Origin of the sequence: Jidongwangia harbinensis, from assembly GCF_020216025.1 — a bacterium.
In the GTDB taxonomy this organism is placed as follows: Bacteria; Actinomycetota; Actinomycetes; order Mycobacteriales; family Micromonosporaceae; genus Actinoplanes; species Actinoplanes harbinensis.
Genome location: NZ_JAIWNC010000010.1, coordinates 32,655 through 57,144, shown reverse-complemented (window position 1 = coordinate 57,144; position 24,490 = coordinate 32,655). Strand labels below are relative to the sequence as shown.

The following is a 24,490-nucleotide window of genomic DNA, read 5'->3' as shown; positions in this document are numbered from 1 at the left end:
CGGCCCCTAGGGGGTAGTGCCAGCTCTACCCCCGCCAGGGTGCAGGCGTCAGGGTCGAATGGGGTGAGGCCCTGATGGTGCCGGACGGGCCCACCCGGAAGGCTGAAGCAGTGATCAACGAACTGATGACCGCCGCCACCGCCTTCGTCGACTGGCTGTCCACCCTGGACGACTGGTCGGTGCTGCTGTTCACCGCGCTCTCCAGCGCGCTGGAGACGACCTTCCTGCTCGGCCTGCTGGTGCCGGGCGAGTCCGTGGTGATGCTGGCCGGTTCGTTGCCCGCCGGTCCGCTCGGCTTCGCGCTCGCCGTGGCGGTGGGTACGGCCGGCGCGATGGCCGGCCAGATCGCCGGGTACCTGGTGGGCCGCGTGCTCGGGTCCCGGCTCCGGGACACCCGGCTGGGCCGCCGGATCGGCGCCGAGCGGTTCGACAAGGCCGAGGCGTACCTGCGCGACCGGGGTGCCGCCGCGCTGGTGGCGGTCCGCTTCGTCGCCGTGATCCACGCGGTGGTGCCGATCGTGGCGGGCACCGCGAAGATGCCGTTCGGCCGGTTCGTCGGCTGGTCCTCGCTGGGTACCGCGATCTGGGTCGGCGCGTTCGCCGGCGCGGGCGCGCTCACCGCCGGGGTGGACACCGGCGGCACCGGCGTGGTGCTGGCCGCGGTCGGGGCGACCTGCCTCGGGGTGGTGCCGTTCGCCGGCCGCCTGCTGCGGCGCAACCGCCCCGGCGTGCCGGCCACCCCGCCCGCCCGCCCGCGGCTCGCCACGGTCTGAGACCCGGCACCCGCCCCCGGTACCAGCCTCAGCCCAGATCCTCGGCGACGCGCCGCAGCGCGGTGACGGTCTCCCGGTCCCGACGTTCGTCGTCGAGCGCCGGCCACGCGCTGCACTTCACGATCACCACGTCCGCCACCGGATCCACGAACAGGTACTGCCCGTGCACGCCCAGGCCGGTGACCGCCGGCCGATGAGCCGCGACGGTCCACCACAGGGTGGAGTACCCGTAGTGGTCGTACCCGCTCTCCCCCAGGGCACCCACCGCCAGATGCGGCAGCCGCCGGCCCCAGGTGCGCCGGGACCAGCCGGACGGCACCACCCGGCGGCCGGCGATCACCCGTCGTGCGCCATCAGCAGCCCGATCCGGGCCAGGTCGCGGGCGGCGGCGTCGAACGAGCCGGCCCCGAGCGTGGCCGGCGGGCGGGATCGATCGAGGTGCATTGTGCCCGCCCCGGGACAGTGGTCCCGGGGCGGGCGGACGGTCAGAACGGCCAGTCGGCGTTCCGGCCGGCCTCGATCAGCGGGACCATCCGGAACGTCGCGTCGGTCAGCCCGCCGAACTCGATCCGGTTCGGCGCGCCCGCGTCGAACGCGGTCCGCGTGTACCCGCCGAGGTTGAAGCCGTACAGCGGGGTGTGCCGCGGCACCACGGCGGTCACCTCGCCGGTGCCGGGTCCCGGAGCGAACGTCTGCATGTCCGAGATCACGAAGACCCGGTCATGACCGCGCAGCGTCGCCCGGACCGCCTCGGCGATGCGGGTGCCGTGACCCACCTCGCCGACCCGGCGGACGAACCGGTCCACCTCGCGGATCACCGAGGCCCCGGCCGGCACCGGGTGCCGGAACACGCCGTCGGCGAAGCCGTGCAGGTCGACCCGCTCGCCGCGGGCGGCCAGCGCCACCCCGAACACCGCGGCCGCCTTCACCGGGGTCATCGTCGACGTCCGGGAGAAGCCGCGGGCGGACATCGACGCCGACGTGTCGACCAGCACCAGCGACCGGCCGGGCAGGGCCGGCAGGTTGGACAGCGACAGTTGCAGCGCGCGGTCCAGCGCGCCGCCCCAGCGCAGCGACGGCGCCTGCTCGTACGCGGCGAGGAACCGGAACGGGAACTGCCGCGACCGGGCCACCTGGGCCGGGTCCGCCAGCCGGGCGCAGACCTGGGCGGCCACGTCGTCGCCCACCCCGGCCTGGTCGAAGTTGCGCAGGTTGCGCAGCAGCGCCATGTAGCCCATGCCGGGGATCAGCGCGGTCCACAGCCGGGCCTTGTCCAGCTCGGCGCCGGCCAGCGACAGCGCGTCCTCCCACGTCATGCCGGCCCGGGCCAGCGCGTCCGGGTCCAGCAGCACCGACGGGTCCCGCTCCGCCGCGCGCCGCAGCTCGGCGTTGGCGGTCAGCATGGACAGCGGGGCCGGCGGTGCGGTGTCCCGGCCGTGCCGGCGGTCCAGCGCGTACCCGAACAGGGCGCCCTGCCACGCCCGACCGGTGGCCGGCGACGGGTGGGTGAGGTCGATGACGTCGCCGAAGCGGAACCCGTGCGACGCGGTGTCGTACTTCAGCAGCGACCGCTCCCGGTACAGCCGCGCCACCGCGTCCGCGACGCCGCGCTTCACCGGCTTGGGCACCGCCCGGCCGTACACGGACATCCAGTAGGCCAGCGCCTCACCGGGCTCGTCGGCCCGCTGCAGCACCGAGTCGACCACCGCGCGGCCGCCGGGAATCCCGTGGTCCCGCATGGCCTTGGCCGCTTCCAGCGCGCCCACCAGCGACGCCGAGCGCAGGTTGCCCTCGGTGCGCAGCCAGCGCAGGAACCGGGCGGTCCAGGCCGGATCGGCCACGGTCACCCGCTGCACCAGGCCGGCGTAGCGGCGGTCCCGGTCGGCGGCCTTCTCGTAGTACGTGTCCTCGCCGGCCAGGTTGGCCACGGCCAGCAGGAAAAGCTCGCTCTTGGCGTCGTGCGCGAAGCCGGCGCCACCGGTGTGGGTCCGGCCGGAGGCGGTGTGCTCGGCCGTGACCGGCCCCCGGCCGAGGGCCGACCGTGCGCCGGCGATGTTGAACTTGGTCATGGTCTTCCCTTCTGTGCGCGGCGGGGTTGTCGTGCGGAGGATGCCCGAGATCAAGGGCGGCCACGGTACAAAGTTGCTCTGCCGTTGAGCTACGGCGGTGGGTACCGCCGGCGGGAGTCGAACCCGCATCCACCCGGTTTGGAGTCGGAAGTAACCGTCGCCTTCGCACCGGGCATCCTGCCGACGTCGTGCTTCCCGAGTTCTGGTCGGCATCGGCTTTGGGGACTTGAACCCCGTCCCGCCTATGGCGGTTCTTTACCAGAGAAGTAGCCGCGTACCTTCGCACCGGGAAGTGCGCGTCAAACGATACGAACGATGGCGTTGCGCGGCAACGGAATTACCCGGGGACGGCCCCCCGTTGCCGACGCCGTCCCCGGTGCCTCGCGGTCAGCCGAACCGGGCCGCGATCCAGCGCGCCACCACGTCGACCGTCCGGAACACCGCCTCGTCGTGGTTGGCGCCCTCGACCGTCACGAACTCCACCGGCTGGCGGTAGACGGCCAGCTGCGGGAGCAACAGGTCGCGGGTGACCTCGTACGGCACGGCCTCGTCCGCGGTGCCCTGCACGATCAGCATCGGCACGCTCGGCGTGGACTGGGCGGGGTTGCCGTACCGGGCCAGCTTGGCCACCACCGCGTCCGGCAGCGCGCCGCCGACCAGCAGCTCCTCCGCGGTCAGCGAGGCGTAGGCGTCGAGGATCTCGTACAGGCAACCGGACTGCAGCACCGACGCGCGCTGCCGGGCCGGGCCGGCGAGCAGGGCGTTCGGGTTGACGCTCGGGTCCTGGGTGCTCAGGCCGTACAGCGCCATCACCAGGTAGCCCTGGCCCGGGGTGCCCGGGATGGCCGGCGCCAGGACATCCAGATTGGACACCGGCGCGATGGCCGCCACGCCGCGCAGTACCAGCGGCCCGTCGTACGAAGGCGCGAGCTGACCGGCGAACAGTGCGCCCTGGCCGCCCTGCGAGTGGCCGTCGAGCACGTACTGCGTGCTCAGCGCGGCGTCGAGGTTGCGGGCCGCCTTCACGCTGTCGATCATCGAGCGGCCGGCGCTCTCGCCGATCAGGTACGGGTGTGCGGCCGGCGTACCCAGCCCCGGATAGTCCGGCGCGGTGACCGTCCAGCCCTTGCCGAGCAGCGCCGCGATGGCCGCCCGCGCCTCCGGCCAGAACACCGCCTGGCTGGCCGAGGGCGCGCACTGGTCGGCGAGGCCGGTGCTGCCGTGCCCCCAGACCACGGTCTTGTTCTTCTTGCCGGTCTTCGGGGTGAGCACCAGGCCGGTGGCGGCGGTGATGGCTCCGCCGGGCGCGGTGGTGAGGTACGAGATGCGCTTGCCGTTCGCGAGCGGCACCAGTTCGGCGGGCAGGGTCGCGGTCGAGGCGGTGACGACGGTGCCGGGCACGAGCGACGCCGCCGCCGGCGCGCCGGTGACGAGCAGGCCGGCGAGCGCGAGCAGAACGGTCTGGAGTACGGCGGCCCATCGGACGGCGGGCCGGCGGAGGTGCGCAGTGGACATGTCCGGATCCTTTGCTGGGCGGGTCATGAGGCGATCGTTGTCGGATCCGGCGGTGATTCAAGTGCGCACGTGCGTAGTACTTCGAGGACTAGCCTCGCGGTAGTGAACTCCGTCGATGGCGTCCGGTGCGTGCGGCGGGCCCCGGGCGTGCCATAGGGTCGGCGGATGACCGGCGAACAGGCACTCTATGCCGCAACCGTGGCCGATGTGGCGGAGCCGGACAGCGTGTTGCTGCCCGGTCACGACGTACCCCTCGGACGGTGGACCACGGTGCGCCGCCTGCTCCCGCACCGACAGCGCCGCCTGATCGGCGCCTGGTGCTTCGTCGACCACTTCGGCCCGGACGACGTGACCGGCCGCCCCGGCATGCAGGTGCCGCCGCATCCGCACACCGGCCTGCAGACCGTCACCTGGCTGGTCGACGGCGTCGTCGAGCACCGCGACAGCCTGGGCAGCCACCAGCTGGTCACGCCCGGGCAGCTCAACCTGATGACGTCCGGGCACGGCATCGCCCATGCCGAGTACACCCCCGACGACCACCCGGCGGGCATGCACGGACTCCAGCTCTGGGTGGCGCTGCCCGACGAGACCCGGCACGGCCCGGCCCGGTTCGAGCACCACGCCGGCCTGCCGGTCCGGCAGCTCGGCGACGCCCGGGTCACCGTGGTGGTGGGCCGCCTCGGCGACGCGGAGTCCCCCGCCCGGGTGGACACGCCGCTGCTCGGCGCGGAGGTGCTGTTCGACGGCCCCGGCGGTGCCCGGCTCCCGGCCGATCCCGCCTTCGAGTACGGCATGCTGGCGATGGACGGCGCCGCCACGGTCGCCGGCACCGACCTGCACCCGGGCTCGCTGCTCTACCTGGGCACCGGCCGCACCGAGATCCCGGTCGACGCGAGCCGGCCGGCGCGGCTCTTCCTGCTCGGCGGTGCGCCGTTCGAGGAGCCGCTGGTGATGTGGTGGAACTTCGTCGGCCGCTCGCACGAGGAGATCGTCGAGGCGCGCGCCGACTGGACGGCCGGACGCCGCTTCGGCGCGGTCAGCGGGTGTGCGGCCGATCCGCTGCCGGCTCCGGAGATGCCGTCGGTGCGGCTGAAGCCCCGGGACCGGCACGGCCGATCGGGGTAGTCCCGTCGCCCTCCGCCGGCGACAGCACGGACCGGACCAGCAGACGCAGTCCGGCGGTCCACCGGTCGTCGGACCGGTCGCGCAGGTGTTCCACCAGATCGCTGCGGACGGCCGCCAGCAGCACGTGCGCCAGGTAGTCCGCCGACTCCGGTCCGCGTGCCTCCGCGACCAGTCCGGTCAGCAGCGCGTGCCAGCGGTCGTACGCCTCGTTGCGGTACGGGCTGCCGGCGCCGGCGTTCTCCAGCGCCAGGGCGAGGACCCGGTTGTCGAGCTTGAACCGGAGCATGGCCTCGAGCAGGTCCAGCGCGCGCTGAGCGGCCGGCCGGCCGGGCGCCGTGGCGAGCGCGGCGTGCAGCTCCACCGACCGCTGTTCGTACAGCGCGCGGATCAGGCCGAGGCGGTCGCCGAAGCGGCGGAACAGCGTGCCCTTGCCGACGCCGGCGGCGGCCGCGATGTCGTCCATCGAGACGCGCTCGGGGTCGGCCGCGGCATCGAACAACCGCCCGGCCGCGGCGAGCACCGCCTCCCGGTTACGTACCGCGTCCGCGCGCATCCGACCCCTCTCGCCAAACGGACTGATGGTCCGTATAGTTCAAACGGACCGACGGTCCGCATCCTACCGCGGGCCGCTTCCCGGCGGAGGGACCAGCATGCCGTACACCCCGACCGACGTTTTCCACCGCGCGATCGAGCTGTTGCTCGCCAAGGACATGGCCGCCTTCATCGCCCTGTTCGCCCCGGACGCGGTGATGGAGTTCCCGTTCGCGCCGCCCGGCCAGCCGACCCGGCTGGAGGGCCGCGCCGCGGTGCACGACTACCTGATCCACTACCCCGATCTGCTCGACGTCCGGGAGATCGGCGACGTGGTGCTGCACGAGACCACCGACCCCGAGGTCATCGTCACCGAGTTCACCGCGTCCGGCGTCGTCGTGGCCGGCGGCCGGCCGTACCGGTTGCGCTACATCGCGGTCCTGACCGTCCGGGACGGGCAGCTCGTGCACTACCGCGACTACTGGAATCCCCTGGCCGCTCAGGAACTGCTCGGCGGCGGCCTGGTGCGCGCATGATCCTGGTCCTCGGCGGCACCGGCACCACGGGCCGGCTCCTCGCCGCCGCGCTGACCCGGCACGGCCACCCGGTGCGGACCGCCAGCCGGCAGGAGTCCGCCGCCACCGTCCGCTTCGACTGGTACGACCCGGCCACCCACCCGGACGCCCTGGCCGGCACCCGCGCGGTCTACCTGCTGCCGCCCGTGGGCGAGGTCGATCCCGCCCCGGTCATGCTGCCGTTCCTGGCCCTGGCCGGGCGGCTGGGCGTCCGCCGGGCGGTGCTGCTCAGCTCCTCGGCGATCCCGGCCGGCCCGCACGGCGCCGGCCTGGTGCACGCCCGGCTGCCCGGCCTGTTCCCCGAGTGGGCGGTCCTGCGCCCGTCCTGGTTCATGGAGAACTTCGTCGGTGATCATCCGCACGCCGTGAGCGCGCGCCGGCACGGCGAGATCGTCAGCGCCACCGGCGACGGCCGGGTCGGCTTCGTGGACCCGGCCGACATCGCCGAGGTGGCGGCGCGGGCGCTCACCGACCCCACGCCGCACAACACCGAGCACCTCATCACCGGGCCCGAGACCCTGAGCTACGCCGACGTCGCGTCCGTGCTCACCGACCTCGGCGGGCGGGCGGTGCGCCACCGCGCGGTCGGCCCGGCCGAAATGACCGACCACCTGGTCGCGGGCGGGATACCGCGGAACTTCGCCGGGCTGCTCGCCGGGCTGGACGCGGCGATCGCGGCCGGGGCGGAGGACCGGACCACGACCACCGTCGCCGACGTGACCGGCCGGGCGCCGCGCACCTTCCGGGACTTCTGCGCCGGCCGGCTGGGCGGCACCGCACCCGCCGGCCCGCACACACCGGCGACGTAGCCGAACCCGGCGCCCCCCGTCCCAACGCGGCGCCGGCGGTCAGAACGCCGCGCCCGCGGTCAGGATGCGGCGCTCACGGTCAGGATGCCGCGCTCACGGTCAGGATGCAGCGCTCACGGTCAGGATGCAGCGCTCACGGTCAGGATGCGGCGCTCACGGTCAGGATGCGGCGGCGGACGACGGGCTGACGCCGGCGAACGGGATGCTCGCCGGCGCGGCGCCCGCGTCCCCCGCCGGGTGGCGCCACAACCCCCGCCGGCGCAACTCCGGCAGCACCCCCTCGCCGAACCAGTACGCCTCCTCCAGGTGCGGATACCCGGACAGGATGAACTCGGTGATGCCGAGCTCGGCGTACTCGGCGATCCGGTCCGCGATCTCGCCGTGGCTGCCCACCAGCGCGGTGCCCGCGCCGCCGCGGACCAGGCCCACGCCGGCCCACAGGTTGGGCGCCACGACCAGCCCGTCGCGGGAGCCGCCGTGCAGGTCGAGCATCCGGCGCTGCCCCTCGGACTCGCTCCGGCGCAGACCGGCCTGCACGGCGGCGATGTCGGCCGGGGAGACGCCCTGCAGCAGGCGGTCGGCCTCCGCCCAGGCCTGCGCGGCGGTGTCCCGGGCGATCACGTGCAGCCGGATGCCGAAGCGCAGCGCGGGGTTGAGGCCGCGGATCCAGTGCAGTTTCTCGGCGACCTGGGCGGGCGGCTCGCCCCAGGTCAGGTAGACGTCGGTGTGCCGGGCGGCGACCGGGCCGGCCGCCGCGGAGGAGCCGCCGAAGTAGATGTCCGGCGCCGGGTCGGGCAGCCGGCTGAGTCTGGCGCCCTCGACCCGCAGGTGCTCGCCGACGTGGTCGACGGTCTCGCCGCGCCACAGCGCCCGGACGATGCCGAGGAACTCGTCGGTACGGGCGTACCGCGCGTCCTTGTCCAGGAAGTCGCCGAACGCCCGCTGTTCCGCCGACTCGCCGCCGGTGACCACGTTGAGCAGCAGCCGGTTGCCGGAAAGCCGCTGGAACGTGGAGGCCATCTGCGCGGCGAGCGTCGGCGAGATCAGGCCGGGGCGGAACGCCACCAGGAATTTCAGTCGCTCGGTGACCTCGGTGAGCATCGCGGTGGCCAGCCAGGCGTCCTCGCACCAGGCGCCGGTGGGGGTGAGCGCGCCGACGAAGCCGAGCTGCTCGGCACTGCGGGCGATCTGGCCCAGGTAGCCGATGGTCAGCGGGCGTACGCCGCCGGCGGCACCGACCGGGACGCCGTGCCCGCCGCCGACGATGTCGCGGCTGTCGCCGTTGGTGGGCAGGAACCAGTGGAAGTCGAGCGCGGTCATGGAACCCACAGTACCCATATCTCCTATCGAGTAGATAGAGTGCTCTCCAGCACGCCACCCATCGAGGAGCCACCATGCGACGTTTGACTGCCCTGTTCACCGCGCTGACGCTGACGCTGGCCGGCCTCAGCGGGTGCGGCGGCGATGACGCGGCGTCGGCCGGCGGGGACGGCGGGCCGCTGCGGGTCGGCTACCAGCGGTTCGGCGGGCTCAGCCTGGTCAAGGCGAAGGCCGCGGCGCCGGAGGTGACGTGGTCGCTGTTCGAGAGCGGGCCGGCCCTGACCGAGGCGCTCAAGGCCGGCGCGATCGACATCGGGCAGACCGGTGAGGCGCCGCCGATCTTCGCCGCCGCCGGGAAGATCCCGTTCTCCGTCGTCGGCACCAGCGCCCCGGTTCCGAAGGGCGAGGCGGTCCTGGTCAAGAAGGCCCGCGGATACCGGTCGTTCGCCGATCTGCGCGGGAAGACCGTCGCCCTGAACAAGGGGTCGAACGTGCACTGGCTGCTGGTCAAGCTGCTGGAGAAGCACGGCATGAAGCTCACCGACCTCAACGTGAAGTACCTCAAGCCCGCGGAGGGCCGGCCGGCCTTCGACAACGACCAGGTCGACGCGTGGATCATCTGGGACCCGTACTTCGCGCTCGCCGAACAGCCCGGCGTGCAGGTGCTCGCGGACGCCACCGGACTGGCGAACAACCGGGAGTACATCCTGGTGTCGCCGGAGGCGGTGGAGCAGAAGACCGACCGGATCAAGACGTTCCTGGACACGTACCAGAAGACCACCGACTGGGGCATCGCGAACCCGGAGGAGCGCGCCCGGATCCTCGCGCCGGAACTGAAGATCGACGAAGCGGTCACCGCGCGGGCGCTGGCCCGCAGCGCCCAGCCGCTCGCGCCGCTGACCGCCGAGGTCGGCGCGGAGCTGCAGGCGATCGCGGACGGCTTCGCCGAGCTCGAGCTGATCCCGCAGACCGTCGACATGAAGGCCCGCGTCGACGACCGGTTCTCCGCGGAGTTGCAGTGACCGCGCTCGCCACCCAGCCGGTCGCGCAGGCGACGGCGCCGGCCGCCCGCAGACGACGGCGGCTGCGCTGGCAGCGCAGTATCAGCCCGCTCGTCCTCCTGCTGGTGTGGGAGGCGCTGTCCCGGGCCGGCGCGCTCTCGCCGGAGAAGCTGCCCGCACCCAGCACGGTGCTGGCCACCGGCCGGCGGCTCGCCGCGGACGGCACGCTCGGTGCGCACCTGGTCGACTCGCTCACCCGGGCGGCCGCCGGCCTGGTCATCGGCGGGGTGCTGGCACTGGTGCTGGGCGCCGCGGCCGGCCTGTTGCGCCTCGGCGACGACGCCATCGACCCGCCGGTGCAGATGGCCCGGATGCTGCCGCACCTGGCCCTGGTGCCGCTGCTGATCATCTGGGTCGGCATCGGCGAGTCCATGAAGATCACGCTGGTCGCCCTGGGCGCGTTCTTCCCGCTCTACTTCAACACGTACGCCGGCATCCGCGACATCGACGAACGCCTGGTCGAGGCGGCCCGCACCTGCGGACTCGGCACCTGGGCCCGGCTCCGGCACGTGATCCTGCCGGGCGCGCTGCCGTCGCTGTTCCTGGGGCTGCGGCTGGCCATCGGGGCGGCCTGGCTCAGCCTGGTCGTCGGCGAGCAGACCAACACCGAGAACGGCATCGGCTTCCTGATGATGGAGGCCCGGGAGTTCAGCCAGACCGACGTGGTGGTGCTCGGCCTGTTCGTGTACGCGGGCCTGGGCCTGCTGTCCGACCTGCTGCTGCGGATCGCGGAGAGGAGGGCGCTGGGATGGCGGCGCGGACTGAGGGCGGCGTGACACCGGTCGTCCGGGTCACCGGGGTACGCCGGGCGTTCGGCCCGGCCGTCGTGCTGGACGGCGTCGACCTGACCATCGGACCCGGTGAGGTGGTGGCGCTGCTGGGCGGCAGCGGCTCGGGCAAGAGCACGCTGTTGCGCATCCTGGCCGGCCTGGACCCGGAGGCGACCGGTGCGGTGTCGGTGCCCCGCGAGCACGCCGTGGTCTTCCAGGAACACCGGCTGCTGCCCTGGAAGCGGGTGGCGGACAACGTGGCGCTCGGGGTGACCGGCCGGGACGTGCGGGCCCGGTCCGCGGCGGCGCTGACCGAGGTCGGCCTCGCCGAGCGGGCGCGCAGCTGGCCCAGCGAGCTGTCCGGCGGGCAGTCCCAGCGGGTGGCGTTCGCCCGGGCCCTGGTCCGCGAGCCCCGGGTGCTGCTGCTGGACGAGCCGTTCGGCGCGCTGGACGCGCTGACCCGGCTGAGGATGCAGGACCTGTTCGGCCGGCTGCGCGACCGGCACCGCTTCGCCGCCCTGCTGGTCACCCACGACGTGGACGAGGCGCTGCTGCTCGCCGACCGGGCCCTGGTGCTGGACGGCGGCCGGATCGCCGAGGAACTGCCGGTGCCGCTGGACCGGCCGCGGGCGCCGGACGACCCCGGATTCGGGCCGCTGCGCCGCCGGCTGCTGGACCGGCTGGGCGTTCCGGTCCGGGGTAGCTGAGGAGCGTCCCACCGGGCGGCATGGCCTTGACGAACGTCGATGTCTTGGCGATGGTCGACGGATGGTGAAGCGGGGACTGCTCAGCGCGTTGTTCGTCACGGCGGCCCTGGCGGCGGTCGGGTTGGTCGCCGCCAACGACGCGGCGGGCGGGACGCTGCCCGGCGTACCCCTGATGATGCCGCCGACGTCTCCGGTGCCGTCCGTGCCGTCCGCGCCCAATCCCTCGCCGCACCCGCCGAGCGCGCCCACCGACCTGGTCGCCGCCCGGGTCACGTCGGTGTCGGTCACGCTCACCTGGACCGCCTCGGTCCGCGGCTGCTGCGAGATCGCCGGGTACGACATCACCTACTACCAGTCGTTCGACGACGTGGTCCGGCTGCACACCGCCGGCAACGTCACCACGGCAACCGTCACGGCCGGCATCGTGCCCCGCCAGCAGTACTCGTTCCAGGTCATGGCGCGCGACTCCATGGGCCGCCGCTCGGCCTGGTCCCCGACGGTCACCGTGGTCACCCCGGCCGGTGACACCGGCCCGGACGTCACGCCGCCGAGCGCGCCGTCCGGCCTGACCGCCGGTGAGGTGGGCCCGGCCGGTGTCCCGCTGAGCTGGTCGCCGTCCACCGACGACGTCGGCGTGACCGGGTACAACGTCTACTGGTTCGACGGCTGGTTCAGCTCCCGGGTGGTGGCCCAGGTGACCGGCACGACGTACACCGCGGCGTTGCCGGCCGCCCGCAACCAGTTCTACGTACGGGCCCGGGACGCGGCCGGGAACGTCTCGATCGCCACCCCGGCGATCACCGTCACCACCACCACCACGACCACGCCACCGGTCAGCGAACCGCCCGCGCCGCCGTCCTGCCGGGTGACCTGGACGCCCACCGCGGAATGGCCGCGCGGCTTCACCGCCACCGTGACCGTCACCAACACCGGCGAGCGCCCGCTCGACGGGTGGACGCTGGCGTACACGTTCGGCGGCGACCAGCGGATCACCTCGTCCTGGAGCAGCACGTTCACCCAGACCGGCGCGGACGTGACGATGCGCGACGCCGGCTGGAACGGCCGGCTCGCCGCGGGCGCCAGCACCACGGTCGGGGTGCAGGGCAGCTGGTCGGCCAGCAACGCGGCGCCGGCGGCGTACACCCTCGGCGGTCTTGCCTGCGCCACCGGCTGACCGGGCCTGCCCCACCCGCGGGTCCAGGCGCGATCTCGGGGATACGCTGGGTCGATGAGCGAGCGGGTCACGAACTGGGCGGGCAATGTCGTCTTCGGGGCGCAACGGTTCCACCGGCCGACCTCGGTCGCGCAACTGCAGGACCTGGTGGGCGCCGCGGAGCGGGTGCGGGTGCTGGGCAGCGGCCACTCGTTCAACCGGATGGCGGACACCGGCGGCGACCTGGTCTCGCTGGCCGCGCTGCCCCGCACGGTCGAGATCAGCGACGACCGCCGCACCGTCCGCGTCGACGGCGGCATCCGGTACGGCGACCTGGTCCCGCACCTGGACGCGGCCGGCCTGGCGCTGCACAACCTGGCGTCGCTGCCGCACATCTCGGTGGCCGGCGCGGTCACCACGGCCACCCACGGCTCCGGCGAGCGCAACGGCAACCTGGCCACCGCGGTCGCCGGGATCGAGCTGATCCGCGGCGACGGAGAGCTGGTCACGCTGCGCCGCGGCGACCCCGGCTTCGCCGGCGCGGTGGTCGGCCTGGGCGCGCTCGGCGTGGTCACCGCGCTCACGCTGGACGTCGTCCCGGCCTTCGAGATCCGGCAGTACGTGTACGACGACCTGACCCGGGACGCGCTCGAGGAGTCCCTGCCGGAGATCCTCGGCGCCGGCTACAGCGTGAGCCTGTTCTCGAACTGGGCCAGCACGACGATCAACCACGCCTGGGTGAAGCGGTCCGAGCCGATGCCCGGCGGCCCGTTCTTCGGCGCCCGGCCGGCCGACGGTCCCCGGCACCCGATCCCCGGGCTGCCCGCCGACAACAGCACCCAGCAGGCCGGCGTGCCCGGTCCCTGGCACGCCCGGCTGCCGCACTTCCGGATGGAGTTCACCCCCAGCTCCGGCGCCGAGCTGCAGTCGGAGTACATGGTGCCGCGGGAGCGCGCCCTGGAGGCGATCGACGCGGTGGCGAGCGTGCGATCGGTGATCGCGCCGGTGCTGCAGGTCAACGAATTCCGCACGGTGGCCGCCGACGGCCTGTGGCTGAGCATGAACTACCGCCGCGACAGCCTGGGCCTGCACTTCACCTGGATCGCCGACACCGAGGCGGTGCTGCCCGCGGTGGCCGCGCTGGAGGAGGCGCTGGCGCCGCTGGATCCCCGCCCGCACTGGGGCAAGGTCTTCACCATGGACCCGGCGACCGTCCGCGGCCGGTACGAGAAGTTCACCGACTTCGCCGCCCTGGTCCGCGAGCACGACCCGGCCGGCGTCTTCCGCAACGACTGGGTCGAGGGCATCCTGGGCTGACCGGACCCGCGGGCCGTCGTGCCCGGCGGCGCGGACGCGACGATCCGGCCCGGGGCACGCCGCAACGGTGGCAGGATCACACCTGTGCCGCTGTCTTCCGAGCCTCTGCGCAAACTCGGCTTCCTCACCATCGGGCTGTTCGACGGTGACGATCCCGGTCCCGGCCACGAGTCGACCCTGGCGATCATCGAACTCGGCGAACGGCTCGGCTTCGACAGTGCCTGGCTGCGGCACCGCCACCTGCAGTACGGCATCTCCGCGCCGATCGCCGTGCTGGCCGCCGCCACCCAGCGCACCCATCGCATCGCGCTCGGCACCGCGGTCACGCCGCTCGGCTGGGAGAACCCGCTCCGGCTCGCCGAGGAACTGGGCACCGTCGACATCCTCTCCGGCGGCCGGCTCCATCCCGGCGTCAGCGTCGGTGAGCCGGCCCCCGCCGACGTCGAGGACGCGCTGTACCCGGACACCGCGAGGCACGAGGACTTCAGCTACCGGCGGGTGGAACGGCTGCTGGCCCTGCTCCGCGGCGAACCGGTGACCGATGGCGGCTCGGCCACCGGGCTCGACTCGGCGCGGGTGGAGCCGCACTCCCCCGGCCTGGCCGGCCGCCTGTGGTACGGCGGCGCGACGCTGAGCGAGGCCCGATGGGCCGGCGAGCACCGGATGAACTTCCTGCTCAGCAGCGCGGCCCGGGCCGAGGGGCCGGCGAACCTCGCGGAGATCCAGCTGTCCCACCTGCGCGCGTTCCGCGCCCAGCATCCGGCCGGCCGGGTCTCCCAGGCGCTGGTGGTCATCCCCACCGATTCGGCCACCGCCGCACAGCAGGCCAGATACCGGGAGTACGCCGCGCGGCGCCTGCCCCGGACCACCGCGCCGCAGGGGCCGGAGCGGACGCTGTTCGCACCCGACCTGGTCGGCCCGTCGGCCGAGATCGCCGAGCGGCTGTACGCGCACGCGGTGTTCCGGGAGATCGACGAGGTGGCCTTCGCGCTGCCGTTCACCTTCGGTCACGACGACTACGTGCAGATCCTCACCGACATGGCGGGCGCGCTGGGCCCGGCGCTGGGCTGGCGGCCGGCCACCTGAGACCGCCCGCGGCCGGCCGGCGTCAGCTCGGCGGCCGCCACGTCTCGAAGGTCGGCCCCTCCCGGCGCGGTACCACCGGGTAGACGCTGGAGTACGCCTGCCAGGACGGCTGCGGCTTGGGCGCCGACCCGGTCAGCGACCGCTGCAGCGCCTGCAGCATGTCCCGCACCGCCATGTGCAGCTGCGGGTCGCCGACGATGCCGCGGGCGTCCACCGAACCTGGGCTCACCGGCACCCGGATGCAGGCGGGCCGCAGCAGCCGGGCGTCGGCGTGGCCGAGAACCGTCTCCAGCATCGCCCGGGCACCGTCGTCCTGTCCCCCGCCGGCCACCGACAGCCAGGCCACCGGCTTGCCGCCGAGGTTGCCGCCGTCGACCAGCCAGTCGAGCAGGTTCTTCAGGCTCCCCGGCAGCGAACCGGCGAACTCGGGCGTGCTGAACAGCACGGCGTCCGACGCGTCGACGACCCGCCGCAACAGGTCCACCGAACCGGGCGGCTGCTCTCCCGGTACGAACGCCGGCAGGACGCGCAGGCCGTCGTACAGCGTGGCGGTGATCCCGGGCGGCACCAGCTTCGACGTGGTCCGCAGCACGGCACAGTGCAGCGAGTCGTCGCGGGTGCTGCCCGGGATCAGCAGAAGGCGCGTCATGCGCCGACGATACGGCCCGGCGCAAGCGTCAGCGGCGGCGGCAGACGTCCCCCACGTCGACCGTCGCGCCGCGGGCCACCTCGACCTGCCGGGCGGCGGTCACCGCGCCGCCGGGCCGGTGACAGGTCAGCGTCCACGACTCGGTGACGCCCGGGGCGCCCAGCCGCGGCGGCGCGAAGGTGACCGTGCCGTTGCCCCAGTCACCGCTGTCCGAGCCGTCTGTGCCGGCCACCTTCTGGATCACCGCGCGGTAGGTGCCGGGCGCCGGGTCGATCAGCGTCGCCTCCTCGAACGGCCGGTCCTGGTACCCGTTGACGGACATGCCCACCACGTGCCCGTCCGGGTCGAGCACGTGCAGGTCGTAGTCGGTGCCCGGATCGGTCCACTCGATGCGCACCCGGGCGAAGCCGTTGTCGTGCCGGGGCATCCCGGTCACCGTGAACGGCACCTCCTCGCGTGCGCTCTGCAGGGGCTCGCCCGGATCGACCGGCGTCTGCCCCGCCGGGTTCGCCAGCCTCAGTGCCGCCTGTGGTTCCGCGGCCGGGGCACGCCCGCCCCGCCCGGCCATCTGCGGCCGGGTGGACGGGTTGACCGCCCAGCTGAACCGGCCGCCGGTGCCGCGCAGGCTGCTGCGGAACCGGTCGGTGTAGTGCAGCGGCGCGGTCTCGGTGCCGTCCGGCTGGAGCACCGGCGAGGTGGGGGTGCTGAACCGCTTGTGCGCGGTCAGCGTCCAGCCGTCCGGCAGCGTCCCGGTGAGCGTGGAGTGGTACTTCGGCTCCAGCGTCGCGGCGAGCATCGTGTAGTAGACCTCGCGGTTGCCGCCCTTCCCGGCGCCGGGCGCGGTGCCCCGGCCCAGGTACTCGTCGATGTGCCGGGTGAACTCCGGGTGCAGCGACTCGAAGCCGACCCACTCGCCGACCTCGATCGTGTACGCCAGCGTGCCCCCGACCCCGTGCGCCCAGTCCTCCGCCGAGCCGCTGGTGTCGTACAGCTGCCAGCCGCGCACGCTGTGGTAGCCGTTGTGGTCGCGCATCCGGGCGCCCAGCTCGGCGGCGACGCCCTCGTCGGCAGAGACCTCACCGGCGAGCAGGCTCGGCGGCCGGATGATCAGGTTGGCGGCCGAGTGGTTGTTGACCGCGGTGACCACCTGGCGGTCGGTGTACAGCGACCGGAGGTTGCGGATCTCCGGCTCGGAGAACGGCGCCGGCCCGCGGAAGTACATGTCGTCCCAGGCCGCGCTCGCGCCCGGCCCGCCCCACAGACCGCCGTAGTTGCGGTTGAGGTCGACCCCGATCTGGTTGGCCGCCGGGTTCTGCAGGCAGATGCCGCCCGTCCGGTCGGCCGGCACGGACGCGGCCGAGCAGTTCTTCCGGGTGAATTCGTACGCCGTGTAGTCGACCGGGAATCCGCCGACGACCTCGGCCCGGTGCGCCTCCCGGCTGACCGCGAAGCCGTCCGGGTTGACCAGCGGCACCACCACGGCGCGGGACCGGCTCAGCAACTGCCGGGTGCGCTCCTCCCGGGAGTACGAGGTGACCAGGTCGTAGGCCCATTCCATGGCGTGCTCGGCGGCGATCCACTCGGGCGGGTGGTGTGCGGAGGTGTTCAGGAACACCGGCTTGCCGTCGTCGGCCGCGCCGACGTCCCGGGTGATCTCCAGCGCCAGCATGTCGCGGCCCTCGACGGTCCGGTGCGGCAGGACGACCAGCCGCACCAGGTCCGGGTGCCGGCGGGCCAGTTCCTTCATCTCGTACTCGTAGTCGGGCAGCCGGCGGTACGACGTCCGTCCGCTGGGCAGGCCGGAGCGGACGGTGGTGTCCGCGTACCGCCGGTCGGCGGCCCGGTGGCGTGCCGACTCCGCGGCCACGTCGGAAACCTTGACCGTGTACGCCAGCCCGGCCCGGCGCAGCTTCTCGGCGTCGGCCGGTCCGCGCAACAGCACCGCGCGGGACGTCTCGGTGCCGTGCTCGTCCAGGCGCAGGCCGAGCCGGTCCAGCTTCGCCTTGTCCGCCCGCGCCGGGGTGGCGACCTCGACGACCTGGATCGGTGCAGCGGTCCGGCCGGCCGCCGCGGGGGCCGGTACCGGGTCGGGGTGGAAGCTGACCGCGACGTCGACGGTGCGGGCGGGGCCGGCGTACCGGCAGCCCTGGATCGTCAGGACGTCCCCGGCGGTGACCTGACCGTCGGCCAGTTCGGCGCTGCGCGGACCGGCCGAGCCGGCCACCAGCCGCCCGGCGGAGTCGAAGACCGCGAGGTCCCAGTCCCCGTCCGCGCCGGACCGGAGCCGGGCCCGGATCACGCCGGTGGACGGCGCGGTGATCCGGAACGTGTCCACACCGCGGCGCCCGGCGGCGGGCGCGGCGTGGCACTTGCGGGGCTCGGCACCGCCGGCGGTGAGGGTCCGGCCGGGCGCCGCAGCCACCGGCGGTGGAACTCCGAGGCCGACGGCCACGGTGGCGACCGCGACCGTGGCCGCGGCCACCGGGCGCAACCGCCTTGAGACACTGGTCACACTGTGCAACGAAAAGCTCCTGTCGATCGTCAGGAGACAGTTCCTACCAGGCGCGTTCGGCGCCGGGGCCGGTTCGCCGGTGCGGCCTGCCCGATGCTCCCCCCGTTGTGCACCTCCGCCGGGCCCGCCCCCGGGTCACGGCCGGGGCAACAGCACCCGGAACGTGGCGCCGGCACCCGGTGCGGTACGCAACTCCACCCGCCCGCCGTGCGCTGCCACGATGGACCGCGCGATGGCGAGTCCCAGCCCCGCCCCGGTGCCGCCGTTGTCCCGGCTGCGGGACGCGTCCACCCGGTAGAACCGGTCGAACACCCGGGCCGCCTGCTCGTCGTCGAGGCCCGGCCCACGGTCGGCCAGTTCCAGGACCGCGTCGCCGCCGACCGTGCCGACCCCGATGCGCACCGGTGTACCGGCCGGGGTGTGCGCCACCGCGTTGGCCACCAGGTTCGTCATGACCTGCCGCAGCCGGGCCTCGTCGGCGATCACCGGGGCGCTCTCCGGCGGTCCGCCGTCCGGGCCGGTGAGCGTGACCGGGCGGGCCGGATCGAGCGCCTGCACCTCGGCGTACGCGTCCGCGGCCAGCGTGCGCAGGTCCATCGGCGAGCGGTGCGCCACGCCCACCTCGTCCAGGCGCGCCAGCAGCAGCAGGTCCTCGGCGAGCGAGGCGAGCCGGGTGGACTCCCGCTCGATGTGCCGCATGGTGCGGTCGACGTCGGCCCGCTCCGGCAGCCCGCCCATCCGGTACAGCTGGGCGAAGCCGCGGATGCCGAACAGCGGGGTGCGTACCTCGTGGCTGACGTCGCTGAGGAAGGCCCGCATCCGGTCCTCGGAGCGGGCCCGGGCCGCGAACGCGGCCTCCAGCTGGCCGAGCATCCCGTTGAGCGAGGCGGCCAGCCGGCCCACCTCGGTGCGCGGCGGCGCCAGCTCGGGCACCCGGTGGCTCAGGTCGCCGGCCGCGATGGCGGCAGCGGTGTGCTGGATGCGCCGCAACGGGCGCAGCCCGGCCTGTACGGCGAACCAGCCCACCACGGTGAGCAGGGTCAGGACCGCCGCGATGGTGAGCGCGCAGAGCATCCACATCCGCCGCACGGCCGAGTCGACCGCGGTCAGCCGGGCGGCGACCAGGACGGCGTTGTCCCCGGTGACCCGCTTGCCGACGATCATTCGCCAGCCGTCCACGGTGAACGGCCGCTGCCCGCGGGCCCGCACCGCGGCGGCGTCCAGCGTCGGCAGCGGCGGCGTACCGGAGGAGGAGCCGGCGGCGGCCGCGGTGCCCGCGACGCGCACCGGCTGCCCGGTCGGGGTCAGCTCGACGACGTAGATCTCGTCGATCGTGTCCAGCGTCCGGGTGTACTCGGGCGGCAGCCGGTCGGCCACCTGCACGGGGAACCGCTGCAGGATCGTGCCGAGCAGCGTGAGCTGGGTGTCCACCCGGTCCACCAGGTGCCCGCGCAGGTAGCCGATGGCCACCGCGTTGGTGGCCAGCACCCCGGTGGTGAGCAGCGCCAGGCCGATGGCGAGCAGCCGGGCCCGCAACGAGAAGCGGCTCACGGCTGGGGCCTGCGCAACACGTAGCCGACGCCGTGCACGGTCTGGATCAGCTTGGCGTCACCGTTGTCGACTTTGCGCCGCAGATAGCTGATGTAGGTGTCGACGATGCTCGGATCGCCGCCGAAGTCGTACCGCCACACCTGCTCCAGGATCTCCGCCTTCGTCACCACCTGCCCGGCGTGGCGCATCAGGTGGTGCAGCAGCCGGAACTCCGTCGGCGACAACCGCACCGCGCGACCGGCCCGGGTGACCTGCCGGCTGTCCGGGTCCAACGCCAGGTCGGCGACGGTCAGCGTGCCGGCCGCCGATCCGCCGGTGCGGCGCAGCACCGCCCGGATCCGGGCGATCAGCTCCGGCAGGTCGAACGGTTTCGTCACGTAGTCGTCGCCGCCGAGGGTGAGCCCGTGCACCTTGTCGGCGGGCGCGTCCCGGGCGGTCAGGAACAGCACGGGAACCCGGGTACCGCCGGCCCGTAGCCGCCGTACCACCTCGAAGCCGTCCAGGTCGGGCAGCATCACGTCGAGCAGCACCAGATCGGGCGGTTCCCGCCGGGCGGCGTCGATCGCGGCGGCGCCGGTGTCCGCCGAGGTGACCGCGAAGCCGGCGAAGCGCAGCGTGGCCGCGAGCAACTCCCGCACGGTGGGTTCGTCATCGACCACGAGCAGGGTTTCCATGCCGCCCCACTCTAGGTGCCGGGATCAGCCCGGACAGGAAGCCGGTGAGCGCACCGAGCAGCGCCGCCACCACGACCGTGCCGTGCGCCTCGGCCTGCAGCGCCGGTACCCGGAGGAAGAACACCGACACGGTGGCGGTCGCGCTGAGCGCGGTGCCGGCGGTCACCAGCGCGCACGCGGCGCCGGTCACCACGCCGAGGCGGGCGGCGGCGCGCCAGCCCCGGCCGCCACCCCAGCGGCACAGCGCCAGCACCAGCACCGCCGCGGGCAGCAGCCACCAGGGCCGGCCGCCGTCCCAGCCGCTCCCCCAGACGCCGTCGACGTCGCCGCCGGCACCACCCCCGGCGCCGCCACTGCCGAGCGCGCCGCCGGCGAGGCGGCCCTCCGCGGTGGCGGTCCCCGGCACGCCCAGGCCCCAGGACAGCAGTCCCAGTGGCACGTTCGCGCCCGCCAGCAGGCCGAGCCCGGCGGCCCGCGCCCCACCGGTGACGGCGGCCACGACGGTCCCGCCCGCGGTGGCGAGCGCGGCCAGGGTGGCCAGCACGACCGCCGTCGCCGCGATCGGCCGCCGCCACCGGCCGGACGCCGCCGCCAGCCACCCACCGGCCACCACCGCGGCCAGCACCAGGGCGCCCAGGACCGCCGCGGTCCGGTCCGGCGCCACGGTGACGGACACGGCGCCGATCCGCACCGGGCCGGCCGGCCCGACCCCCGCGCACACCGCGGCGCCGCCGGCGACACCGAGCACCGCGCCGCCGGCCCGCACCAGGTCCCCGGTCCGCCCGCGCCGGCCCCGCAGCAGCAGCAGCAGGCCGGCGAGCGTGCCGGCGCCCGCGAGGGTCACCCCCAGCGGCCGGACCGCGACCCGCCCGGTCACGGTCACCGGAACGCCGCCGCCGGGTGCGCCCGGCACGACGGCCGGCCGGTCGGCGCCGCGCCCCGCCAGGGCGGCGACCGACCGGGCGTCGCCGGTCGCCGCGGCCTCGACCGGCGCACCGGCCGCCATGGCCACCCCCGCCGCCCCCCACCGCACCCGGTCCCCCACCCCCGCGCCCCCGAGCAGCAGGTGCATCCCGACCCCGGCGACCACTCCCATCACCGCGACCGCCACCAGTCCCGACAGCACCCCCGCGACGCCCTCCGCGACGACCCGTGGCCCGGGCATCAGGCGTCCCGGGTCCGGAACACCACGAAGGCCACGGCGAACACGGCGGCCACGGCCGCGTACATCAGGCCCAGGCCGGCCCACGGCGGCAGCATGTCCTCCGGATTAGGCACGGTCTGGAAGATCTCCCGGCCGGCGGACGGCGGCCACCACTTCCCGAACCAGGGCGGCAGCATGTCCGCGAGCAACGGGATGACCAGGGTGACCGCGACCAGGACGGCGAACGCACCGGCGGTGGCGCGGAGCAGGATGCCGAGCGCCACGCCGAGCAGTCCGACCGCCGCCATCCAGAGCGCGCCGCCGGCCAGGGCGCGGAGGACGTGCGGGTCGCCGATCGAGGCCGAGGGCGCGCCGGTCGACCGGAGGACCGGCTGGCCGAGGAGGAATCCGGCCAGCACGGCGATCGATCCGGCGGCCAGTGCGACGAGACCGACGACGCCGGCCTTGGCGGCCAGGACGACGCCCCGGCGGGGCACCGCGGTGAGGCTGGTGCGGATCATGCCGGTGCCGTACTCCGAGCTGACCGAGATCACGCCCAGCGCGCCGACCGCCAGCTGGGCGAGGGCGAAACAGGCGCTCAGACTGCTCTGCGTGGGGTCGAACAGGGCCTGCTCCGCCGGTGTGGCGTCCAGATAGGCCATGCCGAGACCCCGGGAGATCAACATGCCGAGGCCGCCGGCCAGCACGACGGTCAGCGCCGCCGTGAGCGGGGTGGAACGCACACTGCGGAACTTGGTCCACTCGGACCGGAGGACGCCGATCACCGGTCTCCTCCGTCCCGCGCCGCGAACTGCACGCTGTCCCGGGTGAGTTCCATGAACGCCTCCTCCAACGACGGCCGCTGCGGAATCAGCTCGGACAACGGCAGCGCGTGCCGCGCGGTGAGCGCCCCGATCCGGGCCCCGTCCAGGCCGGTCACCAGCAGCGAGCCGTCCGGCTCCGGGGTGACCAGCCCGCCGGACGTGGTGAGCAGCGCGGCGACGGCGTCCGGGTCGGCGGCCCGCACCCGGACCCCGCGCACGTCGTCCGGCCCGATCACGTCGTCGAGCCACCGGTCGGCGATGAGCCGCCCGGCGCCGATCACCACCAGCCGGTCGGCGGTCAGCGCCATCTCGCTCATCAGGTGACTGGAGACCAGGACGGTCCGGCCCTCGGCGGCGAACCCGCGGATCAGCTGCCGGATCCACCGGATGCCCTCCGGGTCGAGACCGTTGACCGGTTCGTCGAACATCAGCACCGGCGGGTCGCCGAGCAGCGCCGCCGCGATGCCGAGCCGCTGGCTCATGCCGAGCGAGAAGCGGCCGGCGCGGCGCCGCGCGACCTCGGTGAGGCCGACGGTCGCCAGCACCTCGTCGATGCGGCGGCTCGGCAGGTTGTTGGTCTGGGCGAGACAGAGCAGATGGTCGTACGCCGTCCGCCCGGGATGCACGGCGCGGGCGTCCAGCAGCGCGCCCACCACGCGCATCGGGGACGGCAGGTCCGCGTACCGGCGGCCGCCGACGGTGACCGACCCGGACGTCGGCGCGTCCAGTCCCAGGATCATCCGCATGGTGGTGGTCTTGCCGGCGCCGTTCGGTCCCAGGAAGCCGGTGACCGAGCCCGGCTCCACGGTGAACGTGAGGTCGTCGACGGCCCGGGTCTCGCCGTACCGCTTGGTGAGGTTTCGTGCCTCGATCCGAATACTCATGCCGCACACCCTGGCCGCGCGGGCTGGCAGGCTCCGGTGCGCTTCTGAGTGATTCCTGCACGCATAAGCCCCCAAACCGGACAGCATCCGGCGGGGCGGCCGCAAGATCCGGGAGAACTGCCAGGACTCACCTCAGGGAGACCGCGACCTCCTGTGCCTCGGCCAGCGTCGGCAGGCCCTCCAGGCGGTACGTCACGCCGCCGGCCGACCAGACCAGGGTGGGCGCCGCCAGCCGGGCCGTCTCGGTGCGTTCGACGCGGTCCCGGTCGACGTACGTGACCGGGTGCGGGCCGGGCAGCCAGATCGCCGGGCCGTCCCGCACGGTGGTCCAGTGCGCGGCGGGCGCCGACTTGAAGTACGCCGGCGCCGGCGCGCCGTCGAACTGGTCGAGCCGCACCGCACCGCCGCGGTAGGTCAGCGTCACCACCCGCGGCGCGCCGTTGCGGTCGGGGTCGGCGGGCAGCACCTGGTCCGGCGCACCGAGCGCGGCCGGCACCAGGACCGGGAACAGCGCGATGCGGCGGGCCTCCACCAGGCCGGTGGACCGCAGCGACGGCAACGGGCTCGGCCCGGACGGCAGATCATCGGGTACGGGCCCACGTCGCACCTCGATGCCGGTCACCCGCAGCAGCCCCTCCACCGCGTCCACCACCGCCGCGCGGGCCGGCGCGACCGCGGCGACCGTGCCCAGGATCGCGGCCACCGCGGACGCGGTCCACCAGCGGGTCCGGTGCCGGCGCCGGACCGGCCGGGCCAGCCGGGCCCGCACCGCGGACCGCTGATCGACCGGTTCGGGTACGTCCAGCCGGGCACCCAGCGCGCGCAGTTCACCGGCGAGGTCGTCGTCGGGACGCTCAGACATCGGACACCTCCCCGGCGACGAGACGCTCACGCAGCTTCTTGAGGGCCCGCGAGGTCCGCGACTTCACGGTGCCCTTCGGCAGGCCCAGCGTCACCGCGGTCTCGACCTCCGACAGGTCCAGCAGGAAGCGGCAGACCAGGACCTCCCGGTCCCGGGCGTCGAGCAGCCGCAGCTGCGCGATCAGGTGCTGCCGGCGTTCCACGGCGACCGCCGAGTCGGCCGGGTCGGTGCCGGTCGGTTCCGGGCCTTCCCGCGCCGCGGCCCGCAGCACCAGGCCGTCCCGGCGGCGGCGCGAGCGGTGCAGGTTCCGGGTCTCGTTGGCCACGATCGCCAGCAGCCACGGCCGGAAGCCCGCTTCGCCGCGGTACCGGGACAGCTGCCGGTACGCCTTCACCAGCGCCTCCTGCACCACGTCGTCGGCCTCGGCGCCGGCGCCGAGCAGCACCGCGGCCCGGTGCGCGGGCACGGTGTACCGGGCGACCAGGATCTCGTACGCGTCCAGGTCCCCGGTGCGGGCCCGGGCCACGGCCGCCGCATCGTCGAGTTCGATGGCCATGTCCAGTCCCGACACCTCCGCGC

24 protein-coding genes are annotated in these 24,490 nt (G+C 74.4%); 10 read left to right on the top strand and 14 right to left on the bottom strand.

Annotated features, from left to right (window positions below):
- Positions 1-110 precede the first annotated feature (110 nt).
- The gene (locus tag LDL48_RS15205) at positions 111-773 is read left to right on the top strand and encodes a DedA family protein (protein WP_225255759.1); all 663 of its coding nucleotides are present in this window, start codon (positions 111-113) and stop codon (positions 771-773) included.
- Positions 774-801: 28 nt separating this feature from the next.
- On the opposite strand, the gene LDL48_RS15200 is transcribed toward LDL48_RS15205, so the two are convergent.
- The 3 genes from LDL48_RS15200 to LDL48_RS15190 all read right to left on the bottom strand — a co-directional run bounded on the left by LDL48_RS15200 (position 802) and on the right by LDL48_RS15190 (position 4,357).
- On the bottom strand, positions 802-1,113 hold the full coding sequence (locus tag LDL48_RS15200) for a hypothetical protein (RefSeq protein ID WP_225255758.1): 312 nt from the start codon (positions 1,111-1,113) through the stop codon (positions 802-804).
- A gap of 145 nt (positions 1,114-1,258) precedes the next feature.
- On the bottom strand, positions 1,259-2,842 hold the full coding sequence (locus LDL48_RS15195) for a TROVE domain-containing protein (RefSeq protein ID WP_225255757.1): 1,584 nt from the start codon (positions 2,840-2,842) through the stop codon (positions 1,259-1,261).
- Positions 2,843-3,229: 387 nt separating this feature from the next.
- Complete coding sequence (locus LDL48_RS15190; protein WP_225255756.1) at positions 3,230-4,357, bottom strand: alpha/beta fold hydrolase; 1,128 nt, start codon at positions 4,355-4,357, stop codon at positions 3,230-3,232.
- A gap of 165 nt (positions 4,358-4,522) precedes the next feature.
- On the opposite strand from LDL48_RS15190, the gene LDL48_RS15185 reads away from it, so the two are divergent.
- Positions 4,523-5,482: a pirin family protein gene (locus LDL48_RS15185; protein WP_225255755.1), complete on the top strand. Its 960-nt coding sequence runs from the start codon at positions 4,523-4,525 to the stop codon at positions 5,480-5,482.
- On the opposite strand, the gene LDL48_RS15180 is transcribed toward LDL48_RS15185, so the two are convergent.
- Positions 5,394-6,035 (bottom strand): TetR/AcrR family transcriptional regulator, encoded by a 642-nt coding sequence (locus tag LDL48_RS15180; RefSeq protein WP_225255754.1) that lies wholly within the window; start codon positions 6,033-6,035, stop codon positions 5,394-5,396. The genes LDL48_RS15185 and LDL48_RS15180 overlap by 89 nt on opposite strands.
- Positions 6,036-6,132: 97 nt before the next feature.
- Here LDL48_RS15180 and LDL48_RS15175 point away from each other — a divergent pair, with 97 nt between their 5' ends.
- Complete coding sequence (locus LDL48_RS15175) at positions 6,133-6,549, top strand: nuclear transport factor 2 family protein (protein WP_225255753.1); 417 nt, start codon at positions 6,133-6,135, stop codon at positions 6,547-6,549.
- Positions 6,546-7,397 (top strand): NAD-dependent epimerase/dehydratase family protein, encoded by an 852-nt coding sequence (locus LDL48_RS15170; RefSeq protein WP_225255752.1) that lies wholly within the window; start codon positions 6,546-6,548, stop codon positions 7,395-7,397. The genes LDL48_RS15175 and LDL48_RS15170 overlap by 4 nt, the downstream gene beginning before the upstream one ends.
- 159 nt (positions 7,398-7,556) lie before the next feature.
- On the opposite strand, the gene LDL48_RS15165 is transcribed toward LDL48_RS15170, so the two are convergent.
- Positions 7,557-8,717 carry an LLM class flavin-dependent oxidoreductase gene (locus LDL48_RS15165; RefSeq protein WP_225255751.1) on the bottom strand — a complete coding sequence of 387 codons (1,161 nt, stop codon included), beginning with the start codon at positions 8,715-8,717 and terminating at the stop codon, positions 7,557-7,559.
- Positions 8,718-8,791: 74 nt separating this feature from the next.
- Here LDL48_RS15165 and LDL48_RS15160 point away from each other — a divergent pair, with 74 nt between their 5' ends.
- The 6 genes from LDL48_RS15160 to LDL48_RS15135 all read left to right on the top strand — a co-directional run bounded on the left by LDL48_RS15160 (position 8,792) and on the right by LDL48_RS15135 (position 14,811).
- Positions 8,792-9,739 carry an aliphatic sulfonate ABC transporter substrate-binding protein gene (locus tag LDL48_RS15160; protein ID WP_225255750.1) on the top strand — a complete coding sequence of 316 codons (948 nt, stop codon included), beginning with the start codon at positions 8,792-8,794 and terminating at the stop codon, positions 9,737-9,739.
- The gene (locus LDL48_RS15155; RefSeq protein WP_225255749.1) at positions 9,736-10,554 is read left to right on the top strand and encodes an ABC transporter permease; all 819 of its coding nucleotides are present in this window, start codon (positions 9,736-9,738) and stop codon (positions 10,552-10,554) included. The genes LDL48_RS15160 and LDL48_RS15155 overlap by 4 nt, the downstream gene beginning before the upstream one ends.
- A complete protein-coding gene (locus tag LDL48_RS15150; protein WP_225255748.1) occupies positions 10,527-11,255 on the top strand; it encodes an ABC transporter ATP-binding protein in 729 nt (242 codons plus the stop codon). Before LDL48_RS15155 ends, LDL48_RS15150 begins: the two co-directional genes overlap by 28 nt.
- Before the next feature lie 61 nt (positions 11,256-11,316).
- Positions 11,317-12,429, top strand: coding sequence for a cellulose binding domain-containing protein (locus LDL48_RS15145; RefSeq protein ID WP_225255747.1), 1,113 nt, complete (start codon positions 11,317-11,319; stop codon positions 12,427-12,429).
- A gap of 54 nt (positions 12,430-12,483) precedes the next feature.
- The gene (locus tag LDL48_RS15140) at positions 12,484-13,725 is read left to right on the top strand and encodes an FAD-binding protein (RefSeq protein ID WP_225255746.1); all 1,242 of its coding nucleotides are present in this window, start codon (positions 12,484-12,486) and stop codon (positions 13,723-13,725) included.
- Between the two features lie 84 nt (positions 13,726-13,809).
- Positions 13,810-14,811, top strand: a complete 1,002-nt coding sequence (locus LDL48_RS15135; protein ID WP_225255745.1) for an LLM class flavin-dependent oxidoreductase — start codon at positions 13,810-13,812, stop codon at positions 14,809-14,811.
- 22 nt (positions 14,812-14,833) lie between these two features.
- Here the strand turns inward: LDL48_RS15135 and LDL48_RS15130 are convergent, their stop codons facing one another.
- The 9 genes from LDL48_RS15130 to LDL48_RS15090 all read right to left on the bottom strand — a co-directional run bounded on the left by LDL48_RS15130 (position 14,834) and on the right by LDL48_RS15090 (position 24,467).
- Positions 14,834-15,460 carry an NADPH-dependent FMN reductase gene (locus LDL48_RS15130; protein WP_225255744.1) on the bottom strand — a complete coding sequence of 209 codons (627 nt, stop codon included), beginning with the start codon at positions 15,458-15,460 and terminating at the stop codon, positions 14,834-14,836.
- 28 nt (positions 15,461-15,488) lie between these two features.
- Complete coding sequence (locus LDL48_RS15125; protein WP_225255743.1) at positions 15,489-17,972, bottom strand: M14 family zinc carboxypeptidase; 2,484 nt, start codon at positions 17,970-17,972, stop codon at positions 15,489-15,491.
- A gap of 135 nt (positions 17,973-18,107) precedes the next feature.
- Entirely contained in the window at positions 18,108-19,523 is a 1,416-nt protein-coding gene (locus LDL48_RS15120) for a sensor histidine kinase (RefSeq protein ID WP_225255742.1), read from the bottom strand.
- Positions 19,520-20,197 (bottom strand): response regulator transcription factor, encoded by a 678-nt coding sequence (locus LDL48_RS15115; RefSeq protein WP_225255741.1) that lies wholly within the window; start codon positions 20,195-20,197, stop codon positions 19,520-19,522. Before LDL48_RS15115 ends, LDL48_RS15120 begins: the two co-directional genes overlap by 4 nt.
- Entirely contained in the window at positions 20,172-21,362 is a 1,191-nt protein-coding gene (locus tag LDL48_RS15110) for a hypothetical protein (protein WP_225255740.1), read from the bottom strand. The genes LDL48_RS15115 and LDL48_RS15110 overlap by 26 nt, the downstream gene beginning before the upstream one ends.
- On the bottom strand, positions 21,362-22,126 hold the full coding sequence (locus LDL48_RS15105) for an ABC transporter permease (RefSeq protein ID WP_225255739.1): 765 nt from the start codon (positions 22,124-22,126) through the stop codon (positions 21,362-21,364). The genes LDL48_RS15110 and LDL48_RS15105 overlap by 1 nt, the downstream gene beginning before the upstream one ends.
- Positions 22,123-23,049 (bottom strand): ABC transporter ATP-binding protein, encoded by a 927-nt coding sequence (locus tag LDL48_RS15100; RefSeq protein WP_225255738.1) that lies wholly within the window; start codon positions 23,047-23,049, stop codon positions 22,123-22,125. Before LDL48_RS15100 ends, LDL48_RS15105 begins: the two co-directional genes overlap by 4 nt.
- Before the next feature lie 127 nt (positions 23,050-23,176).
- The gene (locus LDL48_RS15095) at positions 23,177-23,911 is read right to left on the bottom strand and encodes a hypothetical protein (RefSeq protein ID WP_225255737.1); all 735 of its coding nucleotides are present in this window, start codon (positions 23,909-23,911) and stop codon (positions 23,177-23,179) included.
- Positions 23,904-24,467: an RNA polymerase sigma factor gene (locus LDL48_RS15090; RefSeq protein WP_225255736.1), complete on the bottom strand. Its 564-nt coding sequence runs from the start codon at positions 24,465-24,467 to the stop codon at positions 23,904-23,906. The genes LDL48_RS15095 and LDL48_RS15090 overlap by 8 nt, the downstream gene beginning before the upstream one ends.
- Positions 24,468-24,490: the final 23 nt, after the last annotated feature.

Bases quoted from the DNA above. Each gene is read 5' to 3' on its own strand.
- LDL48_RS15195 (WP_225255757.1), bottom strand. From the start codon at position 2,842: ATGACCAAGTTCAACATCGCCGGCGCACGGTCGGCCCTCGGCCGGGGG.
- LDL48_RS15190 (WP_225255756.1), bottom strand. From the start codon at position 4,357: ATGTCCACTGCGCACCTCCGCCGGCCCGCCGTCCGATGGGCCGCCGTA.
- LDL48_RS15185 (WP_225255755.1), top strand. From the start codon at position 4,523: ATGACCGGCGAACAGGCACTCTATGCCGCAACCGTGGCCGATGTGGCG.
- LDL48_RS15180 (WP_225255754.1), bottom strand. From the start codon at position 6,035: ATGCGCGCGGACGCGGTACGTAACCGGGAGGCGGTGCTCGCCGCGGCC.
- LDL48_RS15175 (WP_225255753.1), top strand. From the start codon at position 6,133: ATGCCGTACACCCCGACCGACGTTTTCCACCGCGCGATCGAGCTGTTG.
- LDL48_RS15170 (WP_225255752.1), top strand. From the start codon at position 6,546: ATGATCCTGGTCCTCGGCGGCACCGGCACCACGGGCCGGCTCCTCGCC.
- LDL48_RS15165 (WP_225255751.1), bottom strand. From the start codon at position 8,717: ATGACCGCGCTCGACTTCCACTGGTTCCTGCCCACCAACGGCGACAGC.
- LDL48_RS15160 (WP_225255750.1), top strand. From the start codon at position 8,792: ATGCGACGTTTGACTGCCCTGTTCACCGCGCTGACGCTGACGCTGGCC.
- LDL48_RS15150 (WP_225255748.1), top strand. From the start codon at position 10,527: ATGGCGGCGCGGACTGAGGGCGGCGTGACACCGGTCGTCCGGGTCACC.
- LDL48_RS15145 (WP_225255747.1), top strand. From the start codon at position 11,317: ATGGTGAAGCGGGGACTGCTCAGCGCGTTGTTCGTCACGGCGGCCCTG.
- LDL48_RS15140 (WP_225255746.1), top strand. From the start codon at position 12,484: ATGAGCGAGCGGGTCACGAACTGGGCGGGCAATGTCGTCTTCGGGGCG.
- LDL48_RS15130 (WP_225255744.1), bottom strand. From the start codon at position 15,460: ATGACGCGCCTTCTGCTGATCCCGGGCAGCACCCGCGACGACTCGCTG.
- LDL48_RS15115 (WP_225255741.1), bottom strand. From the start codon at position 20,197: ATGGAAACCCTGCTCGTGGTCGATGACGAACCCACCGTGCGGGAGTTG.
- LDL48_RS15110 (WP_225255740.1), bottom strand. From the start codon at position 21,362: ATGCCCGGGCCACGGGTCGTCGCGGAGGGCGTCGCGGGGGTGCTGTCG.
- LDL48_RS15100 (WP_225255738.1), bottom strand. From the start codon at position 23,049: ATGAGTATTCGGATCGAGGCACGAAACCTCACCAAGCGGTACGGCGAG.
- LDL48_RS15095 (WP_225255737.1), bottom strand. From the start codon at position 23,911: ATGTCTGAGCGTCCCGACGACGACCTCGCCGGTGAACTGCGCGCGCTG.
- LDL48_RS15090 (WP_225255736.1), bottom strand. From the start codon at position 24,467: ATGGCCATCGAACTCGACGATGCGGCGGCCGTGGCCCGGGCCCGCACC.